The 24,515-nt window shown below is 36.8% G+C and carries 22 protein-coding genes; 11 read left to right on the forward strand and 11 right to left on the reverse strand.

The window, feature by feature from the left end:
- Window positions 1-4 precede the first annotated feature (4 nt).
- Entirely contained in the window at window positions 5-1,150 is a 1,146-nt protein-coding gene (locus tag BKM32_RS12690) for a glycosyltransferase (protein ID WP_076664134.1), read from the reverse strand.
- Window positions 1,151-1,187: 37 nt separating this feature from the next.
- On the opposite strand from BKM32_RS12690, the gene BKM32_RS12695 reads away from it, so the two are divergent.
- Both BKM32_RS12695 and BKM32_RS12700 read left to right on the forward strand, forming a co-directional pair.
- Window positions 1,188-2,300, forward strand: coding sequence for a glycosyltransferase (locus tag BKM32_RS12695; RefSeq protein ID WP_076664135.1), 1,113 nt, complete (start codon window positions 1,188-1,190; stop codon window positions 2,298-2,300).
- Entirely contained in the window at window positions 2,290-2,700 is a 411-nt protein-coding gene (locus tag BKM32_RS12700; RefSeq protein WP_076664136.1) for an FdtA/QdtA family cupin domain-containing protein, read from the forward strand. The genes BKM32_RS12695 and BKM32_RS12700 overlap by 11 nt, the downstream gene beginning before the upstream one ends.
- On the opposite strand, the gene BKM32_RS12705 is transcribed toward BKM32_RS12700, so the two are convergent.
- Window positions 2,683-3,627 (reverse strand): glycosyltransferase family A protein, encoded by a 945-nt coding sequence (locus BKM32_RS12705; RefSeq protein ID WP_076664137.1) that lies wholly within the window; start codon window positions 3,625-3,627, stop codon window positions 2,683-2,685. The two genes, BKM32_RS12700 and BKM32_RS12705, sit on opposite strands and share 18 nt — an antisense overlap.
- 2 nt (window positions 3,628-3,629) lie before the next feature.
- Window positions 3,630-4,520 carry a glycosyltransferase family 2 protein gene (locus BKM32_RS12710; RefSeq protein ID WP_076664138.1) on the reverse strand — a complete coding sequence of 297 codons (891 nt, stop codon included), beginning with the start codon at window positions 4,518-4,520 and terminating at the stop codon, window positions 3,630-3,632.
- A 94-nt stretch (window positions 4,521-4,614) separates the two neighbouring features.
- On the opposite strand from BKM32_RS12710, the gene BKM32_RS12715 reads away from it, so the two are divergent.
- Window positions 4,615-5,436 carry a 2OG-Fe(II) oxygenase gene (locus BKM32_RS12715; RefSeq protein ID WP_076664139.1) on the forward strand — a complete coding sequence of 274 codons (822 nt, stop codon included), beginning with the start codon at window positions 4,615-4,617 and terminating at the stop codon, window positions 5,434-5,436.
- Window positions 5,437-5,455: 19 nt separating this feature from the next.
- Here the strand turns inward: BKM32_RS12715 and BKM32_RS12720 are convergent, their stop codons facing one another.
- Window positions 5,456-6,139 carry a cell division ATP-binding protein FtsE gene (locus BKM32_RS12720; protein WP_076664140.1) on the reverse strand — a complete coding sequence of 228 codons (684 nt, stop codon included), beginning with the start codon at window positions 6,137-6,139 and terminating at the stop codon, window positions 5,456-5,458.
- A 257-nt stretch (window positions 6,140-6,396) separates the two neighbouring features.
- Here BKM32_RS12720 and BKM32_RS12725 point away from each other — a divergent pair, with 257 nt between their 5' ends.
- From BKM32_RS12725 to BKM32_RS12735, 3 genes are all read left to right on the forward strand, one after another.
- A complete protein-coding gene (locus tag BKM32_RS12725) occupies window positions 6,397-9,423 on the forward strand; it encodes a tetratricopeptide repeat protein (protein ID WP_076664141.1) in 3,027 nt (1,008 codons plus the stop codon).
- A 30-nt stretch (window positions 9,424-9,453) separates the two neighbouring features.
- Window positions 9,454-11,190, forward strand: coding sequence for a TonB-dependent receptor domain-containing protein (locus tag BKM32_RS12730; RefSeq protein ID WP_076664142.1), 1,737 nt, complete (start codon window positions 9,454-9,456; stop codon window positions 11,188-11,190).
- A gap of 149 nt (window positions 11,191-11,339) precedes the next feature.
- The gene (locus tag BKM32_RS12735) at window positions 11,340-12,344 is read left to right on the forward strand and encodes a DUF6340 family protein (protein WP_076664143.1); all 1,005 of its coding nucleotides are present in this window, start codon (window positions 11,340-11,342) and stop codon (window positions 12,342-12,344) included.
- A 76-nt stretch (window positions 12,345-12,420) separates the two neighbouring features.
- Here BKM32_RS12735 and BKM32_RS12740 read toward each other — a convergent pair whose 3' ends face one another.
- From BKM32_RS12740 to BKM32_RS12755, 4 genes are all read right to left on the reverse strand, one after another.
- A complete protein-coding gene (locus BKM32_RS12740) occupies window positions 12,421-12,630 on the reverse strand; it encodes a putative signal transducing protein (protein ID WP_076664144.1) in 210 nt (69 codons plus the stop codon).
- A 12-nt stretch (window positions 12,631-12,642) separates the two neighbouring features.
- Window positions 12,643-15,267: a mechanosensitive ion channel family protein gene (locus BKM32_RS12745; protein ID WP_076664145.1), complete on the reverse strand. Its 2,625-nt coding sequence runs from the start codon at window positions 15,265-15,267 to the stop codon at window positions 12,643-12,645.
- A gap of 111 nt (window positions 15,268-15,378) precedes the next feature.
- Entirely contained in the window at window positions 15,379-15,969 is a 591-nt protein-coding gene (locus BKM32_RS12750) for an FMN-binding negative transcriptional regulator (protein WP_076664146.1), read from the reverse strand.
- A gap of 7 nt (window positions 15,970-15,976) precedes the next feature.
- Complete coding sequence (locus BKM32_RS12755; RefSeq protein ID WP_076664147.1) at window positions 15,977-16,426, reverse strand: DUF1569 domain-containing protein; 450 nt, start codon at window positions 16,424-16,426, stop codon at window positions 15,977-15,979.
- Window positions 16,427-16,559: 133 nt separating this feature from the next.
- Here BKM32_RS12755 and radC point away from each other — a divergent pair, with 133 nt between their 5' ends.
- The 4 genes from radC (at window position 16,560) to BKM32_RS12775 (ending at window position 20,169) form a co-directional block, all read left to right on the forward strand.
- A complete protein-coding gene (gene radC, locus BKM32_RS12760; protein WP_053975759.1) occupies window positions 16,560-17,258 on the forward strand; it encodes a DNA repair protein RadC in 699 nt (232 codons plus the stop codon).
- A gap of 90 nt (window positions 17,259-17,348) precedes the next feature.
- A complete protein-coding gene (locus BKM32_RS12765; RefSeq protein ID WP_076664148.1) occupies window positions 17,349-18,653 on the forward strand; it encodes a polysaccharide deacetylase family protein in 1,305 nt (434 codons plus the stop codon).
- Window positions 18,640-19,329 (forward strand): YjjG family noncanonical pyrimidine nucleotidase, encoded by a 690-nt coding sequence (locus tag BKM32_RS12770; protein WP_076664149.1) that lies wholly within the window; start codon window positions 18,640-18,642, stop codon window positions 19,327-19,329. Before BKM32_RS12765 ends, BKM32_RS12770 begins: the two co-directional genes overlap by 14 nt.
- 39 nt (window positions 19,330-19,368) lie before the next feature.
- Window positions 19,369-20,169, forward strand: coding sequence for a hypothetical protein (locus tag BKM32_RS12775; RefSeq protein ID WP_076664150.1), 801 nt, complete (start codon window positions 19,369-19,371; stop codon window positions 20,167-20,169).
- Here the strand turns inward: BKM32_RS12775 and BKM32_RS12780 are convergent.
- The gene (locus BKM32_RS12780; RefSeq protein WP_076664151.1) at window positions 20,166-21,446 is read right to left on the reverse strand and encodes a replication-associated recombination protein A; all 1,281 of its coding nucleotides are present in this window, start codon (window positions 21,444-21,446) and stop codon (window positions 20,166-20,168) included. The genes BKM32_RS12775 and BKM32_RS12780 overlap by 4 nt on opposite strands.
- Before the next feature lie 142 nt (window positions 21,447-21,588).
- Between BKM32_RS12780 and BKM32_RS12785 the strand changes: the two genes are divergently transcribed.
- The gene (locus BKM32_RS12785) at window positions 21,589-22,350 is read left to right on the forward strand and encodes a rhomboid family intramembrane serine protease (RefSeq protein WP_076664152.1); all 762 of its coding nucleotides are present in this window, start codon (window positions 21,589-21,591) and stop codon (window positions 22,348-22,350) included.
- Here BKM32_RS12785 and rlmB read toward each other — a convergent pair.
- Entirely contained in the window at window positions 22,347-23,081 is a 735-nt protein-coding gene (gene rlmB, locus BKM32_RS12790) for a 23S rRNA (guanosine(2251)-2'-O)-methyltransferase RlmB (RefSeq protein ID WP_076664153.1), read from the reverse strand. The two genes, BKM32_RS12785 and rlmB, sit on opposite strands and share 4 nt — an antisense overlap.
- Before the next feature lie 134 nt (window positions 23,082-23,215).
- The gene (locus BKM32_RS12795; protein WP_076664154.1) at window positions 23,216-24,508 is read right to left on the reverse strand and encodes a hypothetical protein; all 1,293 of its coding nucleotides are present in this window, start codon (window positions 24,506-24,508) and stop codon (window positions 23,216-23,218) included.
- Window positions 24,509-24,515: the final 7 nt, after the last annotated feature.

Genomic DNA, 24,515 nt, shown 5'->3' on the forward strand with positions numbered 1-24,515 from the left:
GGACTTAAACCAATTGTTCCTCCCATTTTTTTAAATATTCTTTAGCCATATTAATGTAATTATGCTCACTTTCAATAAACGCTCTAGCATTTTTACTAATGGTCAATATGTTTTCAGGGTTTTCAATTAACCATTCTAACTTTTCGGCCAAGGATATTGGATCTGGAAGGGCATTTATAGCTACAGTGTCTTTTTCTAATCCATAATGATCAAGCCATTCTTGTTCGGCCCCTGTAAATACTACTTTTCCTTTTGCCATGGCTTCAAGGGCATTGTAGCCTTGGTCATAAGCGAATACTTGATCTAGTATAATGTGAGCACGGTTAAAAGCTCTTATGTAGTCTTTATAGGGAAGGTCTTTTGTCGTGACTATTTCAATTTTAGAACGGTGTTTTTCATTTATCAAAGCTAAGGCTTTGTCGAAAATGTCATTTCCTTTTTTAAAATATTTAGAGGTGTTAATGCCGTGAAAAATGACTATTTTATCAGTAATTCCTAATTGTTGACATTTTAAGATGTCCGTGTTGATAGGATTGGGGACCATCCCTAGATATTTTCGATGGCCTTCTAGAGGTAAGTGGTAATCCAGATCGGAAGCAATGACTCCTCTTATGTTTTTAAAAATGAACTGATGTAATTTTTTATAGTTTTTTTTACTGAATTTTAAGGCGTAAACAAACTCCTTTTCTTTTTCTTTTCCTTCAAAATAGGGGGTTAGTATGGAATATTTGAAACCTCCATTAATTGCAAAGTTTATACTGGTGTAATCTGTGCCGCAGGATAATAAATAGACGTTTTGATTATTTTGAAAAATATAATCAAGCAGTTTTTCTTCAACTTCGGGAATTGTGTTGAAGGCATTTTCATTTATAAGTTGAACAATATCAAAGTTGGTGAATTTGTGTTTTGCTTTATCAAATTGGCTTTGAATATCTAAGGAAATTAGGTCTATTTTAAGAAGCTTGAAAATAACTCTTTTAAAGAAGCGAGATAGGCCTTGTTGATAATTTAATTGTAATTTAATATCCACTGGGTAATTTTTAAAATAGTCCCCAAAGCCAACAATTGTTACTTCATGTCCAAGTTTTTCTAATCCCTCTTTTAGGGAATTATGAAGTCTACTATACTCCCCAATTAATAAAATCTTCATTTATATTCAATACATTTGCGCTCAAAGGTAGCTATTAATGACCGAATCAAAAAGCAAGAAAATTTGTATTGTAGCGTCGTCTTTAGGGAAGGGAGGAGCTGAGCGTTCCTGTGCTCAATTATCTTTTTTGCTAAATAGTTTAGGGTATGAAGTCCATATGGTAACCGTCTTAAATAAGATTGCTTACGAATTTAAGGGGGAGTTACTAAATTTAGGGGAATTTAAGGATAAAGATAATTCAATTTTAGGGCGTATAAAACGTTTCCGATATTTCAAGAAGTATCTAAAGGAGCAATGTTTTGATGTCATTATTGATAACCGTTCGCGAACGGCAGCAATGCGTGAGTATTGGGTGACTTCGAGTCTCTATAAAAATCAGAAGGTAGTTTATGTACTTCATAATTTTAACTATCGTTCTGTTTTTACCGCTTATCGTTGGTTAAATATTTTGTTGTACAAAGAGAAGCAAATGGTTACAGTTTCTAAAGCCGCAAATCAAGAGTTCAAAGAACTATTGGGATTAAAAAATATAACGACTATCTATAATGGATTCGATTTCAATAAAAATTTTGAACAAGCAAAACAGTTACTATCAGAAGAAATAAAAGATGACTATATTATTTATTTTGGACGTTTAAATAACGAGGCAAAAAATATTATTCTTTTGTTGGACGCTTACAAACAATCCCAACTTCCAGCGCAAAATGTGAAGTTGATGATTTTGGGTAATGGCCCTGATTATGGAATGTTAAAACAATATGTTAGTAAGTTGGGGCTTGAAGACAAGGTATTGTTTAAAGCATATTGTGCAAACCCCTATCCCTATGTGAAAAAAGCCTTGTTTTCATTGTTGACAAGTCGTTATGAAGGGTTTCCAATGGTTATCCCGGAATCCTTGGGATTGGGGACTCCTGTAATTTCTGTGGATTGTAAGTCTGGGCCTAGTGAAGTTATTGTAACAGGTAAAAATGGCGTATTGGTAGAAAATTTTAATGTAGAAGCCTTATCAAAAGCTATGGATAGTTTTATCTTTGATGAGGTGTTGTACCAAACATGTAAAGCCAATGCAAAGCAAAGTGTAGAGCGATTTTCTTTGAAATGTATTGCTGATGATTGGAAGAATCTTTTAAATTTAATTGATGAAAAATAGTATTGAAGAGGTAGGGTTGGTAAAAATACCACAGGTACATGATGAACGTGGGAAATTGGCAGTTGTAGAAAAAGATAGCATTCCATTTGCAATAAAGAGGGTTTATTATTTGTATGATATACCCAGTGATGCCTATCGAGGGGGGCATGCACATCTAAAACAGGAATCCATTGTCCTAGCTTTAAGTGGGAGTTTCGAGGTAATTGTAGATGATGGTTTAGAAAGAAAGCGCATCATGCTAAACAAGCCCAATTACGGTCTTTATATTCCAACAGGTATTTGGAGGGAAATTGAAAATTTTTCATCTGGTGCGGTGTGCCTAGTATTGGCCTCGACTGAATTTGATGAATCTGAATACATCAGGAATTATGAGGAATTTAAATTATCGGTAACTACTTAAATTGATGCCCTTTTGTCTCAGTTTAAATTTTAATTGGAATAATATTTTTAACAACCTGCTATTAACCTTTAAAAGTAAATTCTGTTTCCAGTTTAAGTTAGAGCGATCTAGATTTTTTATGTAATCGTTAGCTTTTTTGTTGTTAAATGCTAGCTTATATTGAAGGGCAATAGAATATCTGTTTAAATCTAGATAAGTTTTTAGTGATTTGTTGCTTTGAGACTCAGGATTGTATTTATCCAAATCAAGGAATTGTCTGATATTAGTATTTGTGTTGGAAATTCTGTTTTCTGTATGTAGCATGTGTATAGCGCTTACCTTATTATGAAATACAACAGGGAATTTAAGGGCAATCCTCATCCATAAATCAATATCTTCCCCAGCTCCCATGGTAATTTTTTCGTCAAAATTGCCAACATCCTTAAAAATCGATTTAGGAACCATAACAGCAGAAGTCCATGCAATACAATTGATATGACTCGATGCAAAATAATCATCAACAATTCCTTTCCAATTTTCAGTTTGGGGAATTTTGTTGAATATGGAAGCGATTTTAACATTTTCAAACTGTTTGAAGTACGCTTTTGCATACAATCCACAATTCGGAAACTCCTCATAGAGTTGTTTTAAATCACTTAGGTGGAATGGATACCAATAGTCATCAGCATCCAAAAAAACGATTAGTTTGGAAAATGCTTTTGATATTCCATAATTTCTAGCATGGCATACCCCTTTGTTCTCAATGTCAAATTTAAGGATCCTTTCATCTTGGATGGAATCCACAATAGTTCCACTGTTATCAGTAGATCCATCATTGACGATGATAATTTCAAAATCACCAAAACTTTGATTGAGGACACTTTTTATGGTGCCTTTTATATGCTTTTCTTTATTATAAAGAGGAATGACTACTGAGAAAAACGGCATGTTTAAGGGTTTAGTTCTTTATAGCACATATATGAAATTCTATAAATCTGCAATATGAAAATTGAAGGATTTTTACTTGTTAAATTTCTTTTTAACAAAGGGCCGAACATTTGGAATACTAAAGAAATTAAATAATTCAGTCTTAATTTTTTTAGCTTGGTGAAAGTAGCCAATAAACTATTGTCATGTTTAACTATTTTATTATCCTTGGTTAGCTGTAGCAAAGTTTCGGCGGCCTGCTCTTTTTTTGTGAGGTATATGTTGCTTTTTTCTATTCCTAAATGGTAAACTTCGTTGTCTATGTGTAAGACTTTTATACTATTTTCCTTTAGAAGAGCACCATAATAGTTGTCAAATCCATATCCCTTAGTTTCAATTTTAGAACTGATTAGACTGAAGACTCTTTTTTTGATGAGACAATTAGCCGATATGATTACTTTATAAGGCTTTTGGTTTCTAATATGTGCTTTTACCTCTTCATTGGTTCTTCCATATTTCCAACGCAACATATAATCTTTGTGGGGCTTTGTTTTATGATAGGTAAATCCTCCATAAATAGCTTCAGAACCTAAAGGTATAGCATCTAAGTATTGCTGGATAAAGCTGCTTTTTTTGGGCATAACATCGGCATCTAAAAATAAGAGCCAGTCATAATTAGCCGAATCGCATAAAACCTGTCTAGCTTTGGTTCTTCCAAGATTGGTGTTTGAGATTAGCTGCCTAGTATTCTTAAAATTCTCAATGGCTCTATTCTTTTCAATGAAGTCATTATTTGAACCATCTTCCAAGCACAAAATTTCAAAATCTATATCTGCAACTTTCAATTGGTTGTAAAGGGCTTCTACAAGCTCCAAAACAGCATAGTTATATGTTGGTATGAGTACGGAAAGCATTCTTGAAAATAATGCTCAAAAATACATTTTTTAATCCATCTCACAGGGCTTTTTGTGAAAAGGTGTAAATTGCGATGTTTTTAAAATACTTTTAATGGAAGCTCTTTCATCAAGCGATATTTCTAAATTAATTTACGATAAAATAAATAGCGAAAAGGAACATCTTATGTCGTGCTATAATAGCACGAAGTCTGGAATTGGATATTTTTATATCGATGATTTGTTGCCAGAAGAGCTAGCTAAACAATGCTATGATGTGTTTCCTGATTCTTCGGAAATGAGAGAGTTGAAGAGCTTAAGGGAATATAAGCATGTATCTGCCCAGATGAACCAGCACAATCCCCTTTTGGAGAAAGTTATTTACGCATTTCAAGAAAAAAATATTGTGGAGTTGATAGGGGAAATCTGTAGCGCTCCTTCACTATTTGCGGATGACTCTTTGTATGCTGGGGGTATATCCTTAATGGCTCAAAACAATTTTTTACACCCTCATCTAGATAATTCACATGATGCCGAAAGAGAGCGTTGGAGAGTATTCAACTTATTATATTATGTAACTCCAGATTGGCAAACTGACTTTGGGGGTCATTTAGAACTTTGGCCAAATGGACCAAAAAAGGAGCCTTTAGTTGTAGAGAGCAAGTTTAACAGGCTGGTTGTTATGGCCACTCATGACACTTCTTGGCACTCAGTAAATAAAGTGATGGTAGATATGAGCAGATGTTGCATTTCGAATTATTTTTTCAGTGATACGCCCCTGAAAACTACAGATAAATTCCATGTCACTAAGTTCAAGGGAAGACCAGAAAATAAGTTCACAAATATTGTATTGGATGTAGATTCCAATTTAAGAATGATGCTGCGAAAATTGTTCAAGAAAGGGGTGAGGAAGAATCCTCACATCTATAAGAAGTAGTGAGGTGAAATCTCAATAATTACCCCCTGCGCTGTACCACTTCAAACACCTTATTCTCGTCACATTTTAGGGTCTTGCTTGGGTATTTCAAAAGCAAGGCATAGTCGTGTGTAGCCATAAGGATGGTATTGCCATTTTTGTTGATTTCACGCAGCACTTCCATTACCTCAATGCTGGTTTGAGGATCTAGGTTTCCAGTAGGCTCATCGGCAAGGATGAGTTCTGGTTCGTTCAATAAGGCCCTTGCAATGGCAATGCGTTGTTGTTCCCCTCCAGAAAGCTCATGTGGAAATTTAAACCCTTTGGTCTTCATACCCACTTTGTCCAATACCTTCTCGATGCGTTCGGTGATTTCGTTTTTGTTTTTCCAGCCAGTTGCTTTTAAAACGAATTCCAGATTGCCATTGATGGTTCTATCCGGTAGTAATTTGAAATCCTGAAATACAATTCCAAGCTTGCGACGTAGAAAAGGAATGTCCTTTTCCTTTAGCTTTCTTAAATCAAAATCCACGATGGAACCTTCTCCTTTGGTAAGTTCCAAATCCCCGTAAAGGGTTTTCATAAAACTACTTTTTCCGCTCCCGGTTTTTCCAATTAAATACACAAAATCACCCTTGTGCATTTCAAAATTCACATTGCTGAGGACCATGTTTTCACCTTGGAAAATGGAGGCGTCTTTTAATTGTAAAACCATTTCGGACATCTTGTAGTGGGGTATTTTTTAAGCGTTGTAAATGTATTGTTTTAAAATTCAAAATTCAAATTTTATGTTTTTCAAAGTCTATGGGCTGAATGTCAACTTGAATTCGTCAAACAAAAAATTGTAAGTATTCAAAAGTGTAAGGGTTTAGCTTCTTTTTGTAAATGTAATTTTTAATAAATCCGTTTATAATTATACGTAAAATCCGTCGTTATAGTATAAGGATTCATTTATCTTTGAACATCAAAAAAACGAACTTAATGGCTCACAAAAAAATAATCACTTTAGCAAGCTTTGCGATGCTAAACGTTTATATACAAGCACAGGAATCTTCAATTTACACCAACGATTTGGTGGATTACCAAAAAGCCCTCACACTTTACAATAACAAACAATACCAAGCATCCCAAACATTATTCGATCAGGTTAAGGACCAGGCCGATAATGAGCAGGTGGAGTCGGATTGTGCCTATTACATCGCCAATTGTGCGGTACGATTGAACCAAAAGAATGCTGATTTTTTAATGCAGCAGTTTGTGGACAATTACCCAACGAGCACCAAACGCAATACGGCTTTTTTGGATGTAGCCGATTACTATTTTGCCAACGGTAAATATTCGTATGCACGCAAGTGGTACGAGCGTGTGGAAGAAAACAGCATTTCTCGTACAGAGCGTGATCGTTTCTATTTTAACTATGGATATTCATTGTATTCAACCAAAGAAGAAGTGGAAGCCCAAAAGTATTTGAACCGTGTGGTCAATTCAAAAACGTATGGATCACAGGCCAAGTATTATATTGGTTATATGGCTTATGAAGGGGATGATTATGATACCGCCAATGAATACTTCGAGCAAGTTAGCGATCAAGAAGGTTACAAAGAAAAACTTTCCTATTACCAAGCGGATTTAAATTTCAAATTAGGAAACTTTGAAAAAGCAATTGAACTAGCCAAAGCCCAAATGGCAAAAGGTAACCGTGATGAAGTATCCGACCTTTCCAAAATCATTGGGGAGAGTTATTTCAATTTAGGACAATATGACCAAGCTATTACTTATTTGAAGGCTTATAAAGGCAAAAAAGGCAAGTGGACAAATACAGATTACTATCAGTTGGGCTATGCCTATTACAAGCAAAATGATTTTGAAAGTGCCATTTCAGAATTCAATAAAATTATAGACGGAACAAACAGTGTGGCGCAAAATGCCTATTATCATTTAGGAGAAAGTTACATCAATTTGGATAAAAAGCAGGAAGCCTTGAATGCTTTCAGAAATGCATCTCAAATGGATTTCGATTTGAAAATTCAGGAAGATGCTTGGTTGAATTATGCCAAGATCAGTTACGAAATTGGAAACCCGTACCAATCCGTGCCGCAGGTATTGACAGGTTATTTGGAAAAGTATCCTAATACGGCTTATAAGGAAGAGGTGGAGACTTTATTGATAGACTCTTACATTACTTCAAAAAATTACGAAGAGGCTTTGGAGCTGTTAAAAGGAAAGCGAAGTTTCGAAAATAGGGTAGCGTATCAAAAAGTGACCTTTTACCGCGGAATTGAAATGTATAACGAGGTTAAGTATAACGAAGCAAAAGATATGTTTTCCAATTCAGCTCAAGAGGCTAAAGACCCTGTGTTCACCGCTAGGGCTATTTACTGGAAGGCGGAAACAGATTACTTGCTAAATAATTTCAACGATGCACTTATTGGCTTTAAGCAGTTTTTGCAGCAGGCAGAGGCCAACAATGTGCCTGAAATGGAGCATATAGACTATAACTTGGCCTATACCTATTTCAAACTGAAAAATTATCCGAAGTCTACAGAGCATTTTCAAGAATTTATCAATGCAAATAAAGAGGACAAATTAAGGGTGAACGACGCTTACCTAAGACTTGGTGACGGTTATTTCGTGTCCAGCGATTACAGCAATGCCATTGCTGCTTATGATAAAGCCATTGCCTTAAAAGTTTTGGAATCGGATTATCCGTTTTTTCAAAAGGCGATGAGTTATGGTTATTTAGGACAAGGTTCCAAAAAAATCCAGGAGCTCAATGCTTTTATCAATAGCTATCCTAAATCGGCGTTACGCGACGATGCTATTTATGAATTGGCTAATTCTTATGTAAAGGCAGGTGAAACTGACAAAGCCATGGTTATGTATGACCGATTGAATTCAGAATACAAAAACTCGGTTTTCGTTTCGAAATCATTATTGCGTCAGGGATTGTCTTACTACAATACCAATGACAACAATAGAGCCTTGACCAAGTTTAAAACAGTTGCCAAAGATTTTCCAAATTCAGAAGAGGCGGTGCAAGCAGTCGCCACAGCGCGTTTGATTTATATCGATTTGGGACGTGTGGACGAATATGCTGAATGGGTAAGAACTCTAGATTATATTGATGTTTCCGATGCCGAGTTGGACAACACTTCATACTTAGCTGCCGAAAAGCAGTATTTGGATAATAATTCTGAAAAAGCCATCAAGCAATTCAATACATACTTGACGGAATTTCCTAATGGTATCCACGCCTTGAAATCACATTTCTATTTGGCAGAACTGTATACCAAAAAGGATTTACCAGAAAATGCCCAATCTCATTATGAATATGTGGTGGACAAACCGAAAAATGAATACACGGAGCAGGCTATGGTAAAGCTTTCTGAAATTTATTTGAATACCTCTCAATTGGATGAGGCCATTCCGCTGTTGAAGCGTTTGGAAACAGAAGCCGATTATCCTCAAAATATCACCTATGCGCAATCCAACTTAATGAATGCGTACTACAAGCAGGAAAAGTATTCCGAAGCGGTAAGCTATGCCGAAAAGGTATTGTCGAATTCTAAAATTGACAATAAGGTGAAAAGTGATGCCCAGATTATTATTGCACGTTCGGCTATTAAAACTAGGGATGAAGCCAAGGCTAAAACGGCCTATGCCAATGTTGAAAAGATTGCAACAGGTTCCTTGGCGGCAGAGGCACTTTATTATAATGCCTATTTCAAAAACAAGGAAGGGCAGTTTGAAGCTTCCAACGCAACGGTTCAACAGTTGGCCAAAGATTACTCCAGTTACAAGTATTACAGTGCTAAAGGTTTGGTGATCATGGCCAAAAACTTCTATGCTTTGGATGATGCTTTCCAAGCCACTTATATTTTGGAAAGTGTTACCAAGAACTTTGTAGAGTTTGATGATGTTGTGCAAGAAGCCCAAGAGGAATTGAACAAAATCAAAACCGAACAGGCCAAGACCAATTCATCAGTAATTTCAGAACCAGGCAACTAATTTTTCCCTCAAAACAAATAATAGATATTCATGTTCAAGCAATTTAAATATATAGTACTTACGGCCTTTACGGGAACCGTATGTCAAACCTATGCGCAGGAGCGTAAACAGACCAATGATACCATCGATACCCAAGTGGTAACTGTAGTAAAACCATATACACCTACTATTTCCGATGCCTTTAAAATAAAGGAAGAACCTACTTTGGATGATAAAACCACCGCCACCAAAAAAGAGGTGAAATACAATATTTTCTCCATTCCTGTGGCCTCTACTTTTACGCCTGCCAAAGGGAAGGCGGAGGCTGTGGCAAAGACCAAATCTGTAAAGTTATATGACAACTATGCATCTTTGGGGTTAGGGACCTATACGACTATTTTAGGGGAAGTGTATCTAAACCATAAATTGAGTAATACTGAAACGGTTGGTGGGTATTTTAGTCACCATTCGTCTCAAGGAGGCATCGATGGGTTGCTATTGGATGATAAATTTTCAAATACCCACCTTCACGCCAATTTTACCCAAAGACAGCGCGATTATACTTGGCGCGTTGATGGAGGAGGAAAATTCCTGACCTATAATTGGTATGGATTGCTGCAACCATATTTTGATGGAACTACTGCCAACGATTTAAATGTAAAGCATGCGTTTTACAATGCCAATGTAGGAGGTAAAATCACTTTTGATGATGCCATAGCAGAAGAGGCTAGTTTGCGTTTTAGACATTTCGGTGATAACAAAGGCTCTGGTGAAAACCGTTTGTTGGTAAAAGGAACTTTTGGTATTCCTGTAATGGACGAAACCATTAAAACAGAAGTAACCGTAGATTATTTGGGAGGTGCTTTTGAGAGAAATTATTATTCCGAGGATAAATTGGAATACGGGAATTTCAATGTAGGATTGGCGCCTAGCTATCAGTTGGTGCAGGATGATTTAACCCTTAATTTGGGGATTGGATTGGTGTATTTAAACAATACAAAAGATGGTGACAATAAACTGTATATCTATCCAAATATTACGGGATCTTACCGTTTGGTAGATGAGTTGATGATTGCATTTGGAGGCATTGAAGGCCGCTTGATACAAAATTCGTACGAGGATTTTGCAATGGAAAATCCATTTGTGTCGCCAACCTTATTGGTGGTACCAACAGACCAACAGTACAATGCTACTTTAGGGGTGAAAGGTAAATTGACCAATACTATTGGGTATAGCGTTAGTGGAAATTATACGGCCGATAGAAATAAGGCGCTTTTTAAGGCGAATAGCGTATTGGGAGAAGCCACTGAAGATTACCAATATGGAAACTCTTTTGGAGTTGTCTATGACGATGTTAAAACCTTTTCTTTTGAAGGGGAGCTTAGCGTAGACATCAATAGAAATTTTAATCTTGGAGCAAAGGCCGCATATTTTATGTATAATACGAATAATCAAGACGAGGCTTGGAACCTTCCAGAACTTAAGGCCTCTTTGTTCGCGGATTATCAAATTACTGAACAATGGTTTGCAGGCGCTAGCTTGTTCTATGTAGGAGAGCGTAAGGATGTGTTCTATGAAGAGGGTACTTTGATCTTACCAATTGAAGAAACCAGAACGCTTGATGGCTATTTTGATGTCAACTTGCATGCTGGTTATAGAGTGAATGAAAAACTATCTATTTTCCTTAAAGGGAATAACCTTTTCAATCAGGATTACGAACGTTGGATGCATTATCCAGTACAAGGCTTACAGATTCTTGGAGGAGCAACTTACCAGTTCGATTTTTAGATAACCTTTTTTTTGAATAATATTTTTTGAAGCTTCAAACCAAGCGTAAAACCTTGGATTGGAGCTTCAACTGTATTTGGTAGGTACAGTTTTTCTTCAAAAAATGGCATATTTATTGTTAATTGCATAGCAGCACTAAATCGATTTTTATGAAAAAAATCTACTTTTTTGGCTTGGCAATGGTGTTGTTGAGCTTTACGTCATGCAGTAAGTATGGGTATGTCCGCTTAAATTATCCCCAAGCTCCAGTGGTGTCGTTACCAGATAATGTCAACGATATTGTTGTAGTGAACCGCTCTCTTACAAAGGAAGAAGACAAAAATTCTGAAGCTATTGAAGCTATCACCACAGGTGAAATAGCGGGTTCAGATAAGTTAGCTTCTGACGAAGCCATTAAAGGTGTGTTTGATGGTTTACAGAATAACAGTCATTTAAAGATTATTATCCCGGACACGCTTAGAATGTTTGGTACTGGAACACGTCAAACTCCTGATAGATTAAGTTGGGAGCAGGTATCACGAATCTGTAATACTGCCAATGCCGATATGTTGTTGGTATTGGAAACTTTCGATTCTAATTCCGATCTGCTGAGGTCCGCTGTAGCAGATCAAGTAAATGCTGTGATTACAACTGGAAAACCTAGTGCAAGATTCCCAACCCAAGCACGAATTGATGTGAGGAGTTATTGGAGACTTTATGATCCCGCTAACCAAACTATTTCAGACCATTTTCAGCAAACCTATTTTATGGATTTCAATTTAATAAATGGTTTACCTCCGTTGAATGCCCTTCATGAGACTGCTTATGCAGCTGGACAAGATTATGTATCTAGGTTTTTGCCAAGTTATTATAGAGTGAAACGAGACATGTACAAAAAGGGAAAAGGCGCTGATAAACGACAATTTGAAATGGGGTGGCGCTCTGCCGAAGTTGCCAAATGGAATGACGCCATAGAAATTTGGAAAAATATCGTTAACGATTTTGGTAGTAAATCGGCCGGAAGAGCCGCTTTAAATATTGCGGTGGCTTATGAAGTGTTAGGAGATACCGAATTGGCTTTGGAGTGGGCCCAACGTGCCTATCGAGATTATGGAGATGATTTGAGTAGAGACTACGCTAAAATTTTACTAAGAAGAAAGAACTTGGAGCTGTAAATTAAATTTTTATTCAACGAAAAGAAGTCTATTGGGGAAATAACAAAGATCCAGTAGACTTCTTTTTTATAGATTATTATTCCTCAAACTGAAGCTCTTCAATAAGTGATTGAGCTTTTTCAGCATCGGTTTCATCAACTGAAATTTCAATATTTCCGAAAAGATTGGCATAAGAGGTATCTCTCTTATCAATTTCGGTAAAGGAAATATCGTTGTCGGCTAACAAATTTTTTATTGCCATGGCTTTAACATCCGATTTTGCTGAATATACAGTAACCTGTTTCATGATATATTGGGTTTATTGGTTGTCATTGTTTGGTTCTTGGTCATCGTTTGCTTCACTTTCCTTTTCCTCTACTTCTAAATCGTGTCCTGGATCTCTGTGCTCAATTGGAATCACCACTTTCGGAATCTCAGTGTCGTCTATATTGGTTTCGGTATCTGGTGGATCATGAGGTGGCGGCGTTTTATAATTGGAAACAATCTCGGGAATATTTTTTACATGGATATCACGTTGTGGGAACGGAATTTCTATATCTTCCTCTTTGAACTGGTTATATATTTCAATAGAGACATCACTTCTTGCTTGTAGCCAGTTTTCATAATGTACCCAAAACCTTAAGGTGAAATTTAGTGAGCTATCACCAAAATCAACAAATAAGGCTTGGGGTGTTGGTGTTTTTAGAGTATCCTCGTAGTTGATAGCAACATCATATAAAATTTTTAGGACCTCATTGGGGTCCGAGTTATAGGACGTTCCAACTATGATTTCCACTCTCTTGGTATTGTCGGAAAGTGTCCAGTTAATGAGATCGTTTGAAATTAGGCTATTGTTTGGCACAATCACTTCGGCGCCATCAAAAGTAGTAATGGTGGAAGATCTCACTCCAATTCGATTCACGGTTCCCAAGAGGTTGTCAACTTCAACGGTGTCTCCTTGTAAAATGGGGCGTTCGAAGACCAGGATCAACCCTGAAACAAAATTGGAAATAACGGTTTGTAAACCAAAACCGATCCCCAATCCTAAAGCTCCGGCCATAAGGTTAAATTTGCTCAAGTCGATTCCCAAGGATGATAAGGCTAAAATGATTCCAAAACCAATAATCAGGTATCTTATTACCAGAGATATTGCAGCAGGAATTCCTTTAGGAAGTTTAAACACTCTTAAAATTCCTTGATCATCATTAATAAGAAAGGATATGATTCGGGTGAGCGCAAAAGAGATGAATAATACTAATAGAAATGATAGGACTTCATTTGGGGTGAATGACAAATTTCCAAACTTATAGGGTTCACTGGAGGTGTCTGTAAAATAAGTTAGGATAGGGGCTAATTGATCTATCATTTTTAAAAAAACCAATCCCCAAATGATAATGATAGTTACTCTATTGAACTTAAGTACTTTCTTTTCTGTTAGCAGTTTTAGCTCAGGATCAAAAGATGGTTGTACACAAAAATGCCTATGGACCACGCTTAATAAAATGGCATTGCAAATAATTAATAGGGAATAGAACAAAATGATGAACACACCACTTCTAGTACTAATTTTTAAGGTTAAATCGGTTAGGTTGATATATCCAATTATATTGGCAAGTATGGAAATACCACACAAAACGTAAAGCAAAGGGGTAAGTTTTAAGAGAAATATACCAAAAGTCCCCATTTTCATTTTTTTTGTATCTACATATGGATTGGTGAATGAAAATAATACCACTATAACCAAAGCAGCTTCTATAAATGTATAAAGCCTATATTGTTCTGCATTGAACCAGACATAGGTTTTAATGGAGTCGAACACATAAAAGAATATTGCAAAATAAATAAGTTTTTTAAAACGTTTGTACATTAGTGGTTTAACCAGAGAAATTGCTGAGAACAAGGAGAGCAGTGTCAAGATATCCAAGAATAATTTTGGAGCCGGTACAAAATAGAACCTGGCCAACAGAAACGTAATGAAGAAAATGGTTGCCAGATAATGCTCCGTGAGAACATCTTTGGCATGTTGTAAATCGGCATTCTCATCGGTGAAGGGATAGGTTGTAAATGCTTTTTTTAAATAGAGAACCAAAAGTGTAATTAGGGCCACCAAAATCACAAAAAGAGGAAGCGATCTTTTAAGGTTCTTTACAAAATCGAAAGTGCCCAAAGTACTTTTTTTAACCGAATCTATGTTGTTGGTGCCGGAGCGTTCCCAAATTTTACTAAAGGAAGTTGTCCAAATTGGCTCAAGGCGTTGATAGAATAAGTTGTAAACTTCGGAATCTTTTAGAGAGGTCAGTTCTTCGATGACTTCTTCAATTTCATTTATTTCTACATTGATCCTGGATTCCATACTCAAAAAGTCATTGTTGTTTTTCAGAATGATTTCTTTGAGTTTTATGACGCTATCCCTAATGGCTACAATATTGTTTAAAATCTCTGGAGGGGCATTTTCCTCCAGGGCATTGTCATAGGTTAAATTCCATGTAGTTTCTGCGGGAGCTATAGTTTCGTAAAGCCTAGAGTTGCGTTCTTCAAATTCATTGACTTCAGATTGCCAGATTTCCAAATATTCGCCGTAGCCTTCCCACATAATTATGAGATTGTCTATTTTTTCACGGTTGGGATCGGCTTTGATAAATTTGTTAACCTCCTCCTTCTGGATTTTTAAAAACTCCTCATAAATGGGGAACATCGAATCTATTTCTGTAATCTTTCTGTCCTTGTTGATTTTTTTATTGATGCTCGAAATCTCTTTGTTGGTAACTTCTATCCCTTCGATTATATGGGTAAGCGGAATGACCTTTGGCGTTTTTGTCTTTATGGAATCTGATATAACATTGGGGATTTCCGTATCCAAAATCTGTCCAATGGTAAGGATAGGAAATGTAAGCAGCGCAAGAAATACAATAGTTTTATATATGTGCGAGGAAATTTTAAACATAAATATTGGCCATGGACTTACATAGCTAATATACTATTTTATTTGTCTGATTTATAGTTGTTTTGGTGATATTTTGCTTCCTTTTGTATGAAAGTCAACTAAGGACACTTATCATAGAATTTTTCCCAAAAACTCTTGAATGCTCTTTTGGTTTTCAGTGATAAGCGCTTCTTTGGCCTGTACAAATTCTTGATGAGGTTTGTCCTGCGAAAGTTTGAATTTGCCCTCCCAATGGGTAATGTCTATCTCAAAACCACTCACGTAGTTGATAAGTTGCTCCATCCTTGGATTGTCCTGTTCCAAAATGTATTTATGGTCTGGAGCTTCTAAAAAATGGGTCATGGCTACCATGGAGTCCTTGATGGCATTTGCATCTGAAATTTCAATGGCATTTCCTTGAATATGAACAAAAATATAATTCCATGTTGGCAATTGTTCCGACTCAAAATTGCTGGGCGATATGTAGGCCTGTGGTCCTGAAAAAATAGCGGTTACGGGCTGATTGTTTTTTAGAAGTTCGGCTTGTGGATTTTGTTTGTCCAAATGGCCAATGAGTTTACTTTCTTTATAGACCAATGGGATATGAGTGACTATTGGGCGGTTGTTTTCTACAGAAATTACCGTCGCCAAAGGATATTCTTTTACAACTTCAAGCAAATGAGGTAAAGAGCTGTCCTGATATGTTTTTGGAGGATAGGCCATAAAAACGTTATACTCCAAATTGGGTAAAGTGATGATCTAAATGTTTATACTGCATCATGCCCCATTGTTCGGGGGTAAAAGATCCAAAATAGGGGTGCACAGGCCAAGTGGTTTGGTCCTTTTTAGCGTGGAATTCGTTGATGAGGTCTATCAGTTCTTTTTTGGAATTGCCGAAATTGGTGTCTTGGGTAATTTTGTATTCCTTGGTGGTTGGTAGGCCTTTTTTCCAAGGTTTGTCATCGTAAAGGGAAGTTCTGAAAAATGACAACATAAACTTCATCATAAAATTCGGTTTTTCCAATTCAAGCTTCCCCAACGACACTTTTAAAGGACCGCAACAGTGTGCAAACATTTTTGCGGCATTCATTTCTCCCCAAAGCGGAATACTATTTTCTTGAATGTTTTCTATTCGCTCTAGAAGTTCTGTATGTGCTGAAGTGTCAAAAAGGGATTTCATAATAAGGTTTAAATGGTATCGGGTAAATTTACAATAAAAAGGATTTCAAAGAATGTCAGGCAAAATTTAATATGCCTAAAAGTTTGATTTACTTTATGTAAATTTAAGGAACACTAACCCTTAAGTTTTATTTATGCAGAATAACCAGCCATCATTCTCCATTAAAAATTGGTCACAAGACGACCAGCCCCGAGAAAAATTACGAGACAAAGGAAAATCGGTATTGAGCGATGCTGAATTGCTTGCTATTTTAATAGGTTCGGGAAGTAGAAGTGAAAGTGCTGTGGAACTCTGTAAACGTATTTTGGCAAGTGTAGATAACAATCTGAATGACCTTGGAAAATTGAGTATTACTCAGCTTATGGAGTTCAAAGGGATTGGTGAGGCCAAAGCCATTAGCATTGTTGCGGCTATGGAATTGGGGAGAAGACGAAGAGGGGAGGAAGCCTTGGAAAAACAAAAAATACTCTCCAGTGCTTCGGTGTTTGAACTTATGCAGCCCATTGTGGGTGAGTTGCCCCATGAAGAGTTTTGGATACTTTATCTCAATAATTCAAATAAGGTAATTCAGAAAAATTTGTTGAGCAAAGGCGGGATTACAGGAACTCTTGTTGATGTGCGATTGGTTTTGAAAACAGCGCTCCAAGTGGGAGCTACAGGACTTATTTTAGTTCACAATCATCCTTCTGGAACTTTAGTGGCTAGTGAAGCCGATAAACAAATCACCCAAAAATTAAAGCAGGCAAGTTCTAGTTTGGATATAAAAGTGTTGGATCATTTAATCATTACCGAAAGAGCTTATTTTAGTTTCGCCGATGACGGCATCCTGTGAAATTAAATTTATAGGGAGATGCTATCGGTGGACTTTCGGAATTTCTTATTTTTGATTGACAACACTGGTTGAGACCTTCCAATACTATCTATGCTATTAGTCTATACCCATAAAATAACCCCGCGTTTAACTTATACTTTCAAGCATATCTGCACTAGGATTTTGGGAATTCCTGTTGGGTTTACTACTACTATTGAAGAGTTTATTGCCCATGAGGACATTAAAATGTCGTATACCAAACAACCTTTGGGCAATGAAATTTTTATAAGAAGTCATGAGTTGTTGTTTGAGCAGGGGCTGAGCGATGTGGAAATTAACGTGATGGAGTGGGACGATACCAAATGCTTTTTTACAACCAGTGATAAAAGCAGTTTGCCGTTCGATATTTTTGCTGCAGCATTTTATTTGTTGTGCCGTTATGAGGAGTATATGCCTCATGTTAAAGATCCTTATGGGAGGTTTGTGGCCAAGGAAAGTCTGGCCTATAAAAATGGGTTTCTCAATCAACCGGTTATCGATATTTGGGCCTATAAATTCAAGGCTGTAATCCAAGAGCAATTTAAGGAGTTTCAATTTCCTGAAAAGAAGTATAAAGTACAACCTGTGATAGATGTGCCAATGGCCTATTACTACAAACAAAAAGGGTTGTTGAGGACTATTGGAGGAACAATGAGCGATTTGTTTCGTTTTAAACTGAAAAGTGTCTATACCCGGTTTTTGGTGATTTTTGGGTTTCAAAGGGATCCCTACGATAATTTCAAATGGATCATTAACCGCCAAAAACAGTTTAAGGATAAATTCATGGTGTTTTTCTTGATAGGTGATTTTTCTACTTATGATAAGAATATCAATGTGAACAAGAAAAAGTTTGTGGCTCTCATCAAATCGGTGGCAGACTATTGTAAGGTAGGGCTTAAGGTTTCTTATTTTGCTTTGGATAACAAGGACGTTTTGAAGAAGGAAAAGGCCAAAATGGTAGCTATCACCAACTATAATTTGGAAGCATCTCGTAATTCGTTTTCAAAAATCAATCTGCCAGAAACTTACAGAAGTTTGATAGAGTTGGAAGTGACTCAGGATTTTACCATGGGGTATATTAACGAATTAGGTTTTAGGGCAAGTACCTGTACGCCATTTCAGTTTTACGATTTGGATTATGAAATCCAAACGCCTCTGCAGATTAATTCCTTTCATTTTATTGATTTTGCACTGTTAAAAAAGCAGTCTCTTTTAGATAAAAAAGAAGAATTACAGCGGTTGATTAAGAGTGTGCAAAAAGTAAACGGTACCTTTACGCCCATTTTCCATAACTATACGTTTAGTGAGAACCATAGATGGAAAGGATTTAGGGAATTGTTTAATATTGTTTTGGATTCTGTAAATGAAGCTTCATAAAATCAGGCACGTATTTTTTGATTTGGATCATACCCTTTGGGATTTTGATAGAAACTCTGCATTGACCTTTGAAAAGATCTTCCAAATCCATAATGTAAAGGCGCCATTGGATAGTTTTTTAAATGTGTATAACGAAGTGAACCGAAACTATTGGAAACTCTATAGACATGAAAAGGTGGACAAAGAAAAGTTGCGCTACGGCAGGTTGCGTGACACGTTTGATAGCATAGAATTTGAAGCTTCGGATGAACTTATTTTGCAACTTTCACTTGACTACATCACCTATTTAACCACGTTCAATCACGTGTACGAAGGGGCTTTGGAAATTTTGGATTATTTAAAGCCAAATTATGAACTGCATATCATTACCAATGGTTTTAAGGAAGCCCAAAACAAAAAGATGGATGGTTCCAAAATGGGCCATTTTTTCAAAACTATGACCAATGCGGAAGTGGTAGGAGTGAAGAAGCCCAATCCCGAAATCTTTAAGTTTGCCCTAAACGAAGCCAATGCCAGGCCTGAAGAGAGTATTATGGTAGGGGATAGTTTCGAAGCGGATGTACAAGGCGCCATGGAAGTTGGATTGGATGCCATTTTTTTTAACTGTAGAAACGAGAACGTTGAAGAATCTGTAAAACAAGTAACACATCTTATTCAATTAAAAAACTATCTTTAGGCTATATTAAATAAGCCTATAATTAAAAAAAGAAATACAATGAACTTTTATAAACGTCTTTTATTGTTGGTATCGATAAGCTTGTTCTCAATTGGAAGCTTTGCACAGGATGCTGTAAACAACTATAAATATATCATCGTTCCAACGAAATATGAATTCCTAAAGGCAAACGATGAATATCAATTAAATTCATTGACTAAGTTCCTTTTTAATAAATATGGTTATACGGCCTTTTTCAACAATGAAACACTTCCCGCAGATTTACAGTCCAACAGGTGTTTGGCTTTGTATGCCAATGTTACCCAAATAAAAGGAGGGCTTTTCAAGACGAAATTGCAGATAGATTTAAAGAATTGCGACGGAAAACTTATACAGTCATCCAAAGAAGGGGAGTCTAGGGAAAAGGAATATGGGAAAGCTTATACAATGGCCTTGAGAGATGCTTTTGAAACTTTTCAGTTTATGGACTATGCCTATGAGCCAGTGTCTGGGGCAAGTCAATCAGTCATGCCGGTAACAGAAGCCGCTCCAATTACTTCAAATACAGTAAAAGAAAATACCACGGTTGTAGCAGCCTCGGCTTCGGTGAGCAATACTATTAAACCTGCTCCTTCATCAGTTACGGAAACTGAAACCTTGTATGCGCAGGCTTTGGATAAAGGGTATCAATTGGTAGATAGAACTCCAAAGGTTGTGATGATTCTTTTGGAAACTTCCAAAGCAGATGTTTTTGTGGTAAAAGGTAGCGATGCTATTGTATACAAGGAAAACGGTACTTGGTACTATTCCCATAACGATGGCGCATCAGTAAGTGCTAAAACCTTAAATATTAAGTTTTAATAGCCGTATTTGTCTTTCCAACGCTGTTTTAAAAACTCACGTTGCGATTGTTCCCTTGCATTGTTTCCTGGTTCGTAGAGCCTCGTATTTTTAATTTCGTCCGGTAGAAATTCCTGAGGAGCGAAGTTGTTCTCGTAACTATGTGCATACTTGTAATCTTCCCCGTAACCTAGCTCCTTCATGAGTTTGGTTGGTGCATTTCTTATGGATAATGGCACCGACAAATCTCCCGTTTGTCTTACCAGTTGTTGCGCTTTGCCTATGGCTTGATAGGAAGCATTACTTTTTGGAGAGGTGGCCAAATAAATAGCACACTGACTTAAAATTATGCGGGATTCTGGATAGCCAATTGTGGAAACAGCCTGAAAAGAATTATTGGCAATGACAAGGGCAGTGGGGTTGGCATTGCCAATATCTTCACTGGCTAAAATAAGAAGTCGGCGTGCAATGAATTTAACATCTTCACCGCCTTCAATCATTCTTGCCAACCAATATACAGCAGCATTGGGATCGCTTCCCCTTATGGATTTTATAAAGGCAGAAATAATGTCGTAATGTTGTTCGCCTGTTTTGTCATAACGAACCGTATTGTTCTGCACTTTTTTAAAGACATCGTCATTGGTGATCACAATGTCCTGGTCTTCTTCAAATGAAGAGACTATAAGCTCAAAAATATTGAGAAGCTTTCGGCCATCACCTCCTGAGAGCCTTATTAAAGCCTCGGTTTCCTTTAGTTTAATGTTCTTTGTAGATAGGATGTCATCTTCTTGGATGGCTCTGTTGAGAAGTGCTTCCAAATCCTCTTTGCTGAAGGAATTCAATACATAAACCTGACAGCGAGAAATAAGTGCAGGAATCACTTCAAAACTCGGGTTTTCCGTAGTCGCGCCAATAAGAGTTACCCAGCCTTTTTCTACAGCTTGTAACAGGGAATCTTGTTGCGATTTACTAAACCTGTGGATCTCATCAATAAACAAGATTGGATTTTTGGTTGTAAATAAACCTCCACTTTGCTTGGCCTTTTCAATAACATCTCTCACATCCTTAACTCCCGAGCTAATGGCACTCAAGGTGTAAAAAGGACGCCCAGATTCATTCGCAATGATATTGGCTAAAGTGGTTTTTCCAGTGCCGGGAGGTCCCCAAAAAATCATGGAGGGGATGACACCATTTCTTAATTGTTGCGATAGAGAACCTTGTTCGCCAACCAAATGGGTTTGGCTAAGGTAGTCTTTAAGGTGCTTGGGCCTGAGTCGTTCTGCTAAGGGTTCATTCATAGGGTAAAATTACAAAATTGAGAGGCAAGTTTGTAGGCTGATTGCGATTCAATTTTTCAATTTATATGAATAATAAAGATGACAATATTTCATTAAACTTATAAATGGTTAGTATTTTGACAAGAATATTCTAAATTTAAATATGGACAATTCACAACAATTTAAATATTCTACCGGAGTTGTCGCTTATCCTATTTTTATGGTGCTGGCGATTTGGATTGTATTTTGGCTTCAAGTGCGATTTTTTCACGGTATTAAAAACTTTGGGGTGTATCCGTTAACGTTAAAGGGACTTCGGGGTGTGTTGTTCAGTCCGTTTATCCATTCCGATATCAAACATCTGTACCACAACAGTATTCCGCTTTTGGTATTGTCCATGTCCTTGTTCTATTTCTACCGAAAAATAGCTTGGAAAGTACTGTTATATGGAATCATACTGTCGGGATTCATTACCTGGTGTATTGGGCGACCAGCCAACCATATTGGAGCTAGTGGTTTAATATATGTATTGGTGAGTTTTATATTCTTTAAGGGTATTTTTGCCAAGTATTATAGGTTGGTGGCACTTTCCTTTCTGGTTGTTTTTTTATACGGGAGTATGATTTGGTATGTATTTCCGGGAGAGAGGGGGATGTCCTGGGAAGGACATTTGGCAGGTTTGATTACAGGCTTTTTGTTTGCGTTGCTATTCAGAAAAACCATTGCGAAGCCAGAACGTTATGTATGGCAGCAACCAGATTATAACGAGGATGATGACCCTTTTTTGAAACATTTTGATGAAAATGGTAATTTCATCGAACTAAAGGACGAACTAGATGAATCTGAAGAAAATCAAAACAATTTGCAACAGGAAAGTCAGGTAAAGATAGTTTACGATTTTAAAGAAAGTCCGGCCGAAGATTAACGTCTTTGGCGAATAGCTTCATATAAAAAAGCACCACAAGCTACGGAAACATTTAGAGATTCAATCTCTCCCAAAATAGGAAGTTTAGCTTTTTCGTCTACAACACTCAACACCGAAGGGTTGATGCCCTTTCCTTCAGATCCCATGATAATGGCACAAGGTTCCGTAAAAGAAATATCGTAAAGGGTTTGGTCTGTTTTTTCAGTCGCAGCAATGACTTTAATTCCCGATGCTTGCATATAGAAAACGGCATCCTTAATGTGGTCAACCTTGCAAATAGGCATTTTAAAAATAGCCCCAGCACTGGTTTTTACGGTGTCACCATTTACTGGTGCGCCACCTTTCTTTTGAATTATGATTCCGGAAACGCCCGTGCATTCTGCTGTTCTCACAATGGCTCCAAAATTGCGGACGTCGCTAAGTTGGTCGAGTAGGAGGAAAAGAGGTGTTTTACCAGATTCCATCACTTCCATTACCAACTCTTCCAAGTCGTAAAAAGTAATTGGTGCAATTTGGGCAATGACCCCTTGATGGTTTTTATTTGAGAGTCTATTGAGCTTTTCAATAGGAACGTAGGAGGTGTTTAAACGCTCTTTTTTTAGAAGTTGTTCCAATTCTGAAAACAAATCTCCTCGTAGTCCTTTTTGGATGAAAATCTTATCGATGTTCTCCCCAGATTTAATCGCTTCAATAACAGCTCTAATCCCAAAAATTGTAGTCTCTTTTTCCATTGGGACAAAGGTATAAAAAACAAGTTTTACAAAAATGTATTGGATAAAATAAATAGTAGAAGCAATTCAAAAAAAACCACCTCTTAGAGGTGGTTTTAAAAGACTAACTATAATAATTGGTGAATTATTCCTTATTATTCCTCTAGAACTAAAGAGGCTGCAAAATAGGTTGTGTCACTATATCCGTTAGTATACAACCATTGGCTAGGAGAGAACCCTTCTTGATCCAACTCATAATTGATTGTTAAAGTTGCAGGGGTAACACTTTCATCTAAAACTCCTGTTCCAGATACGGTATAGTCATACAACGCACCACTATATAATGTTGTGAATATGTACTGAGAAGGTATGGTGACATTTCCAGATTCATCTACTGTGTAATAAACAGTTCCTTCTGTTTGAATAGACTCACCCCAAGTAGTTTGCATCCATTCTCTGTTTAATCCATATATTAATTTTCCTTCACAATCTACCTGAGTTGTTACATGGCTAGGATAGCCCCCTTCAGGACCTAAAGCATCTACACTATCAATACCTCCCCACGATTTCAATTGTGATGCAAAGTTATTTGTACCAACTTCTTCAAATGTGTAGGATCCTCCTGTTTTTGTAACTTTACCTAATATAAAATAGTTGTCAACACAAAGGAAATCTGTACTTAAGGCATTGCTAAAAGTGTAAGTATCACCATTTATAACCCCAACTTGATCCAATGTTAAAGTTAGGTTTAATTCTCTTGAAATATCAACAGCATCATAAAAGTCTGATACAATGTAGTACTCACCATCATCTGAATCTGAAGAGATGGTAAAGCTTTCAAAGCTACCTCCATCAGCACCTCCTAAAATTTGAGTGTAAGGAACATCTGTTACCAATAAACGTAAATCTGCTAAATCAGTGGCATCAATTTCAACTCCTGAATTATCAGTCGTCATTTCTGAGGCTTCCCAAGATAATCCAATCATTAAATCTCCTTCTACAAGATTTTCAATGCTAAAAGTAACTATTTGCTCATTAACAGCAGAAACATTGGATTCAAATCCTGTTCCAATCTTAATAGTGGCAGTTTCAGTTTCTTCAATTAAATCATCGGCGTGGATTGCAATAACATCTGATACTGATGTTGAGCCAGCAGGAATTGTTACACTATGAGGAAATGAAAAGTCTTCACCATCTGTTGCGTCACCTCCTGTTTGTTCAAGATATACTCTAACTGCTACAATTTGTGGTTCGCTAATACTTACGGTAAACCCATAAGTTGTTTCCTCTTCAACTAATGTTTGGCTATTGGCAAAATCCAAAGCTACACTAAGAGTAGGGGAGCTAGGCTCCTTGGTGCTATGCCCCGTTAAATCATCATCACTACAAGATGTAGTAAAAATGGTAGCTAGAGCCAAAAGAGATATTTTTATAAAATTATTTTTCATATGTTTT

The sequence above is a fragment of the Mangrovimonas sp. DI 80 genome, from assembly GCF_001975575.1.
In the GTDB taxonomy this organism is placed as follows: Bacteria; Bacteroidota; Bacteroidia; order Flavobacteriales; family Flavobacteriaceae; genus Mangrovimonas_A; species Mangrovimonas_A xylaniphaga.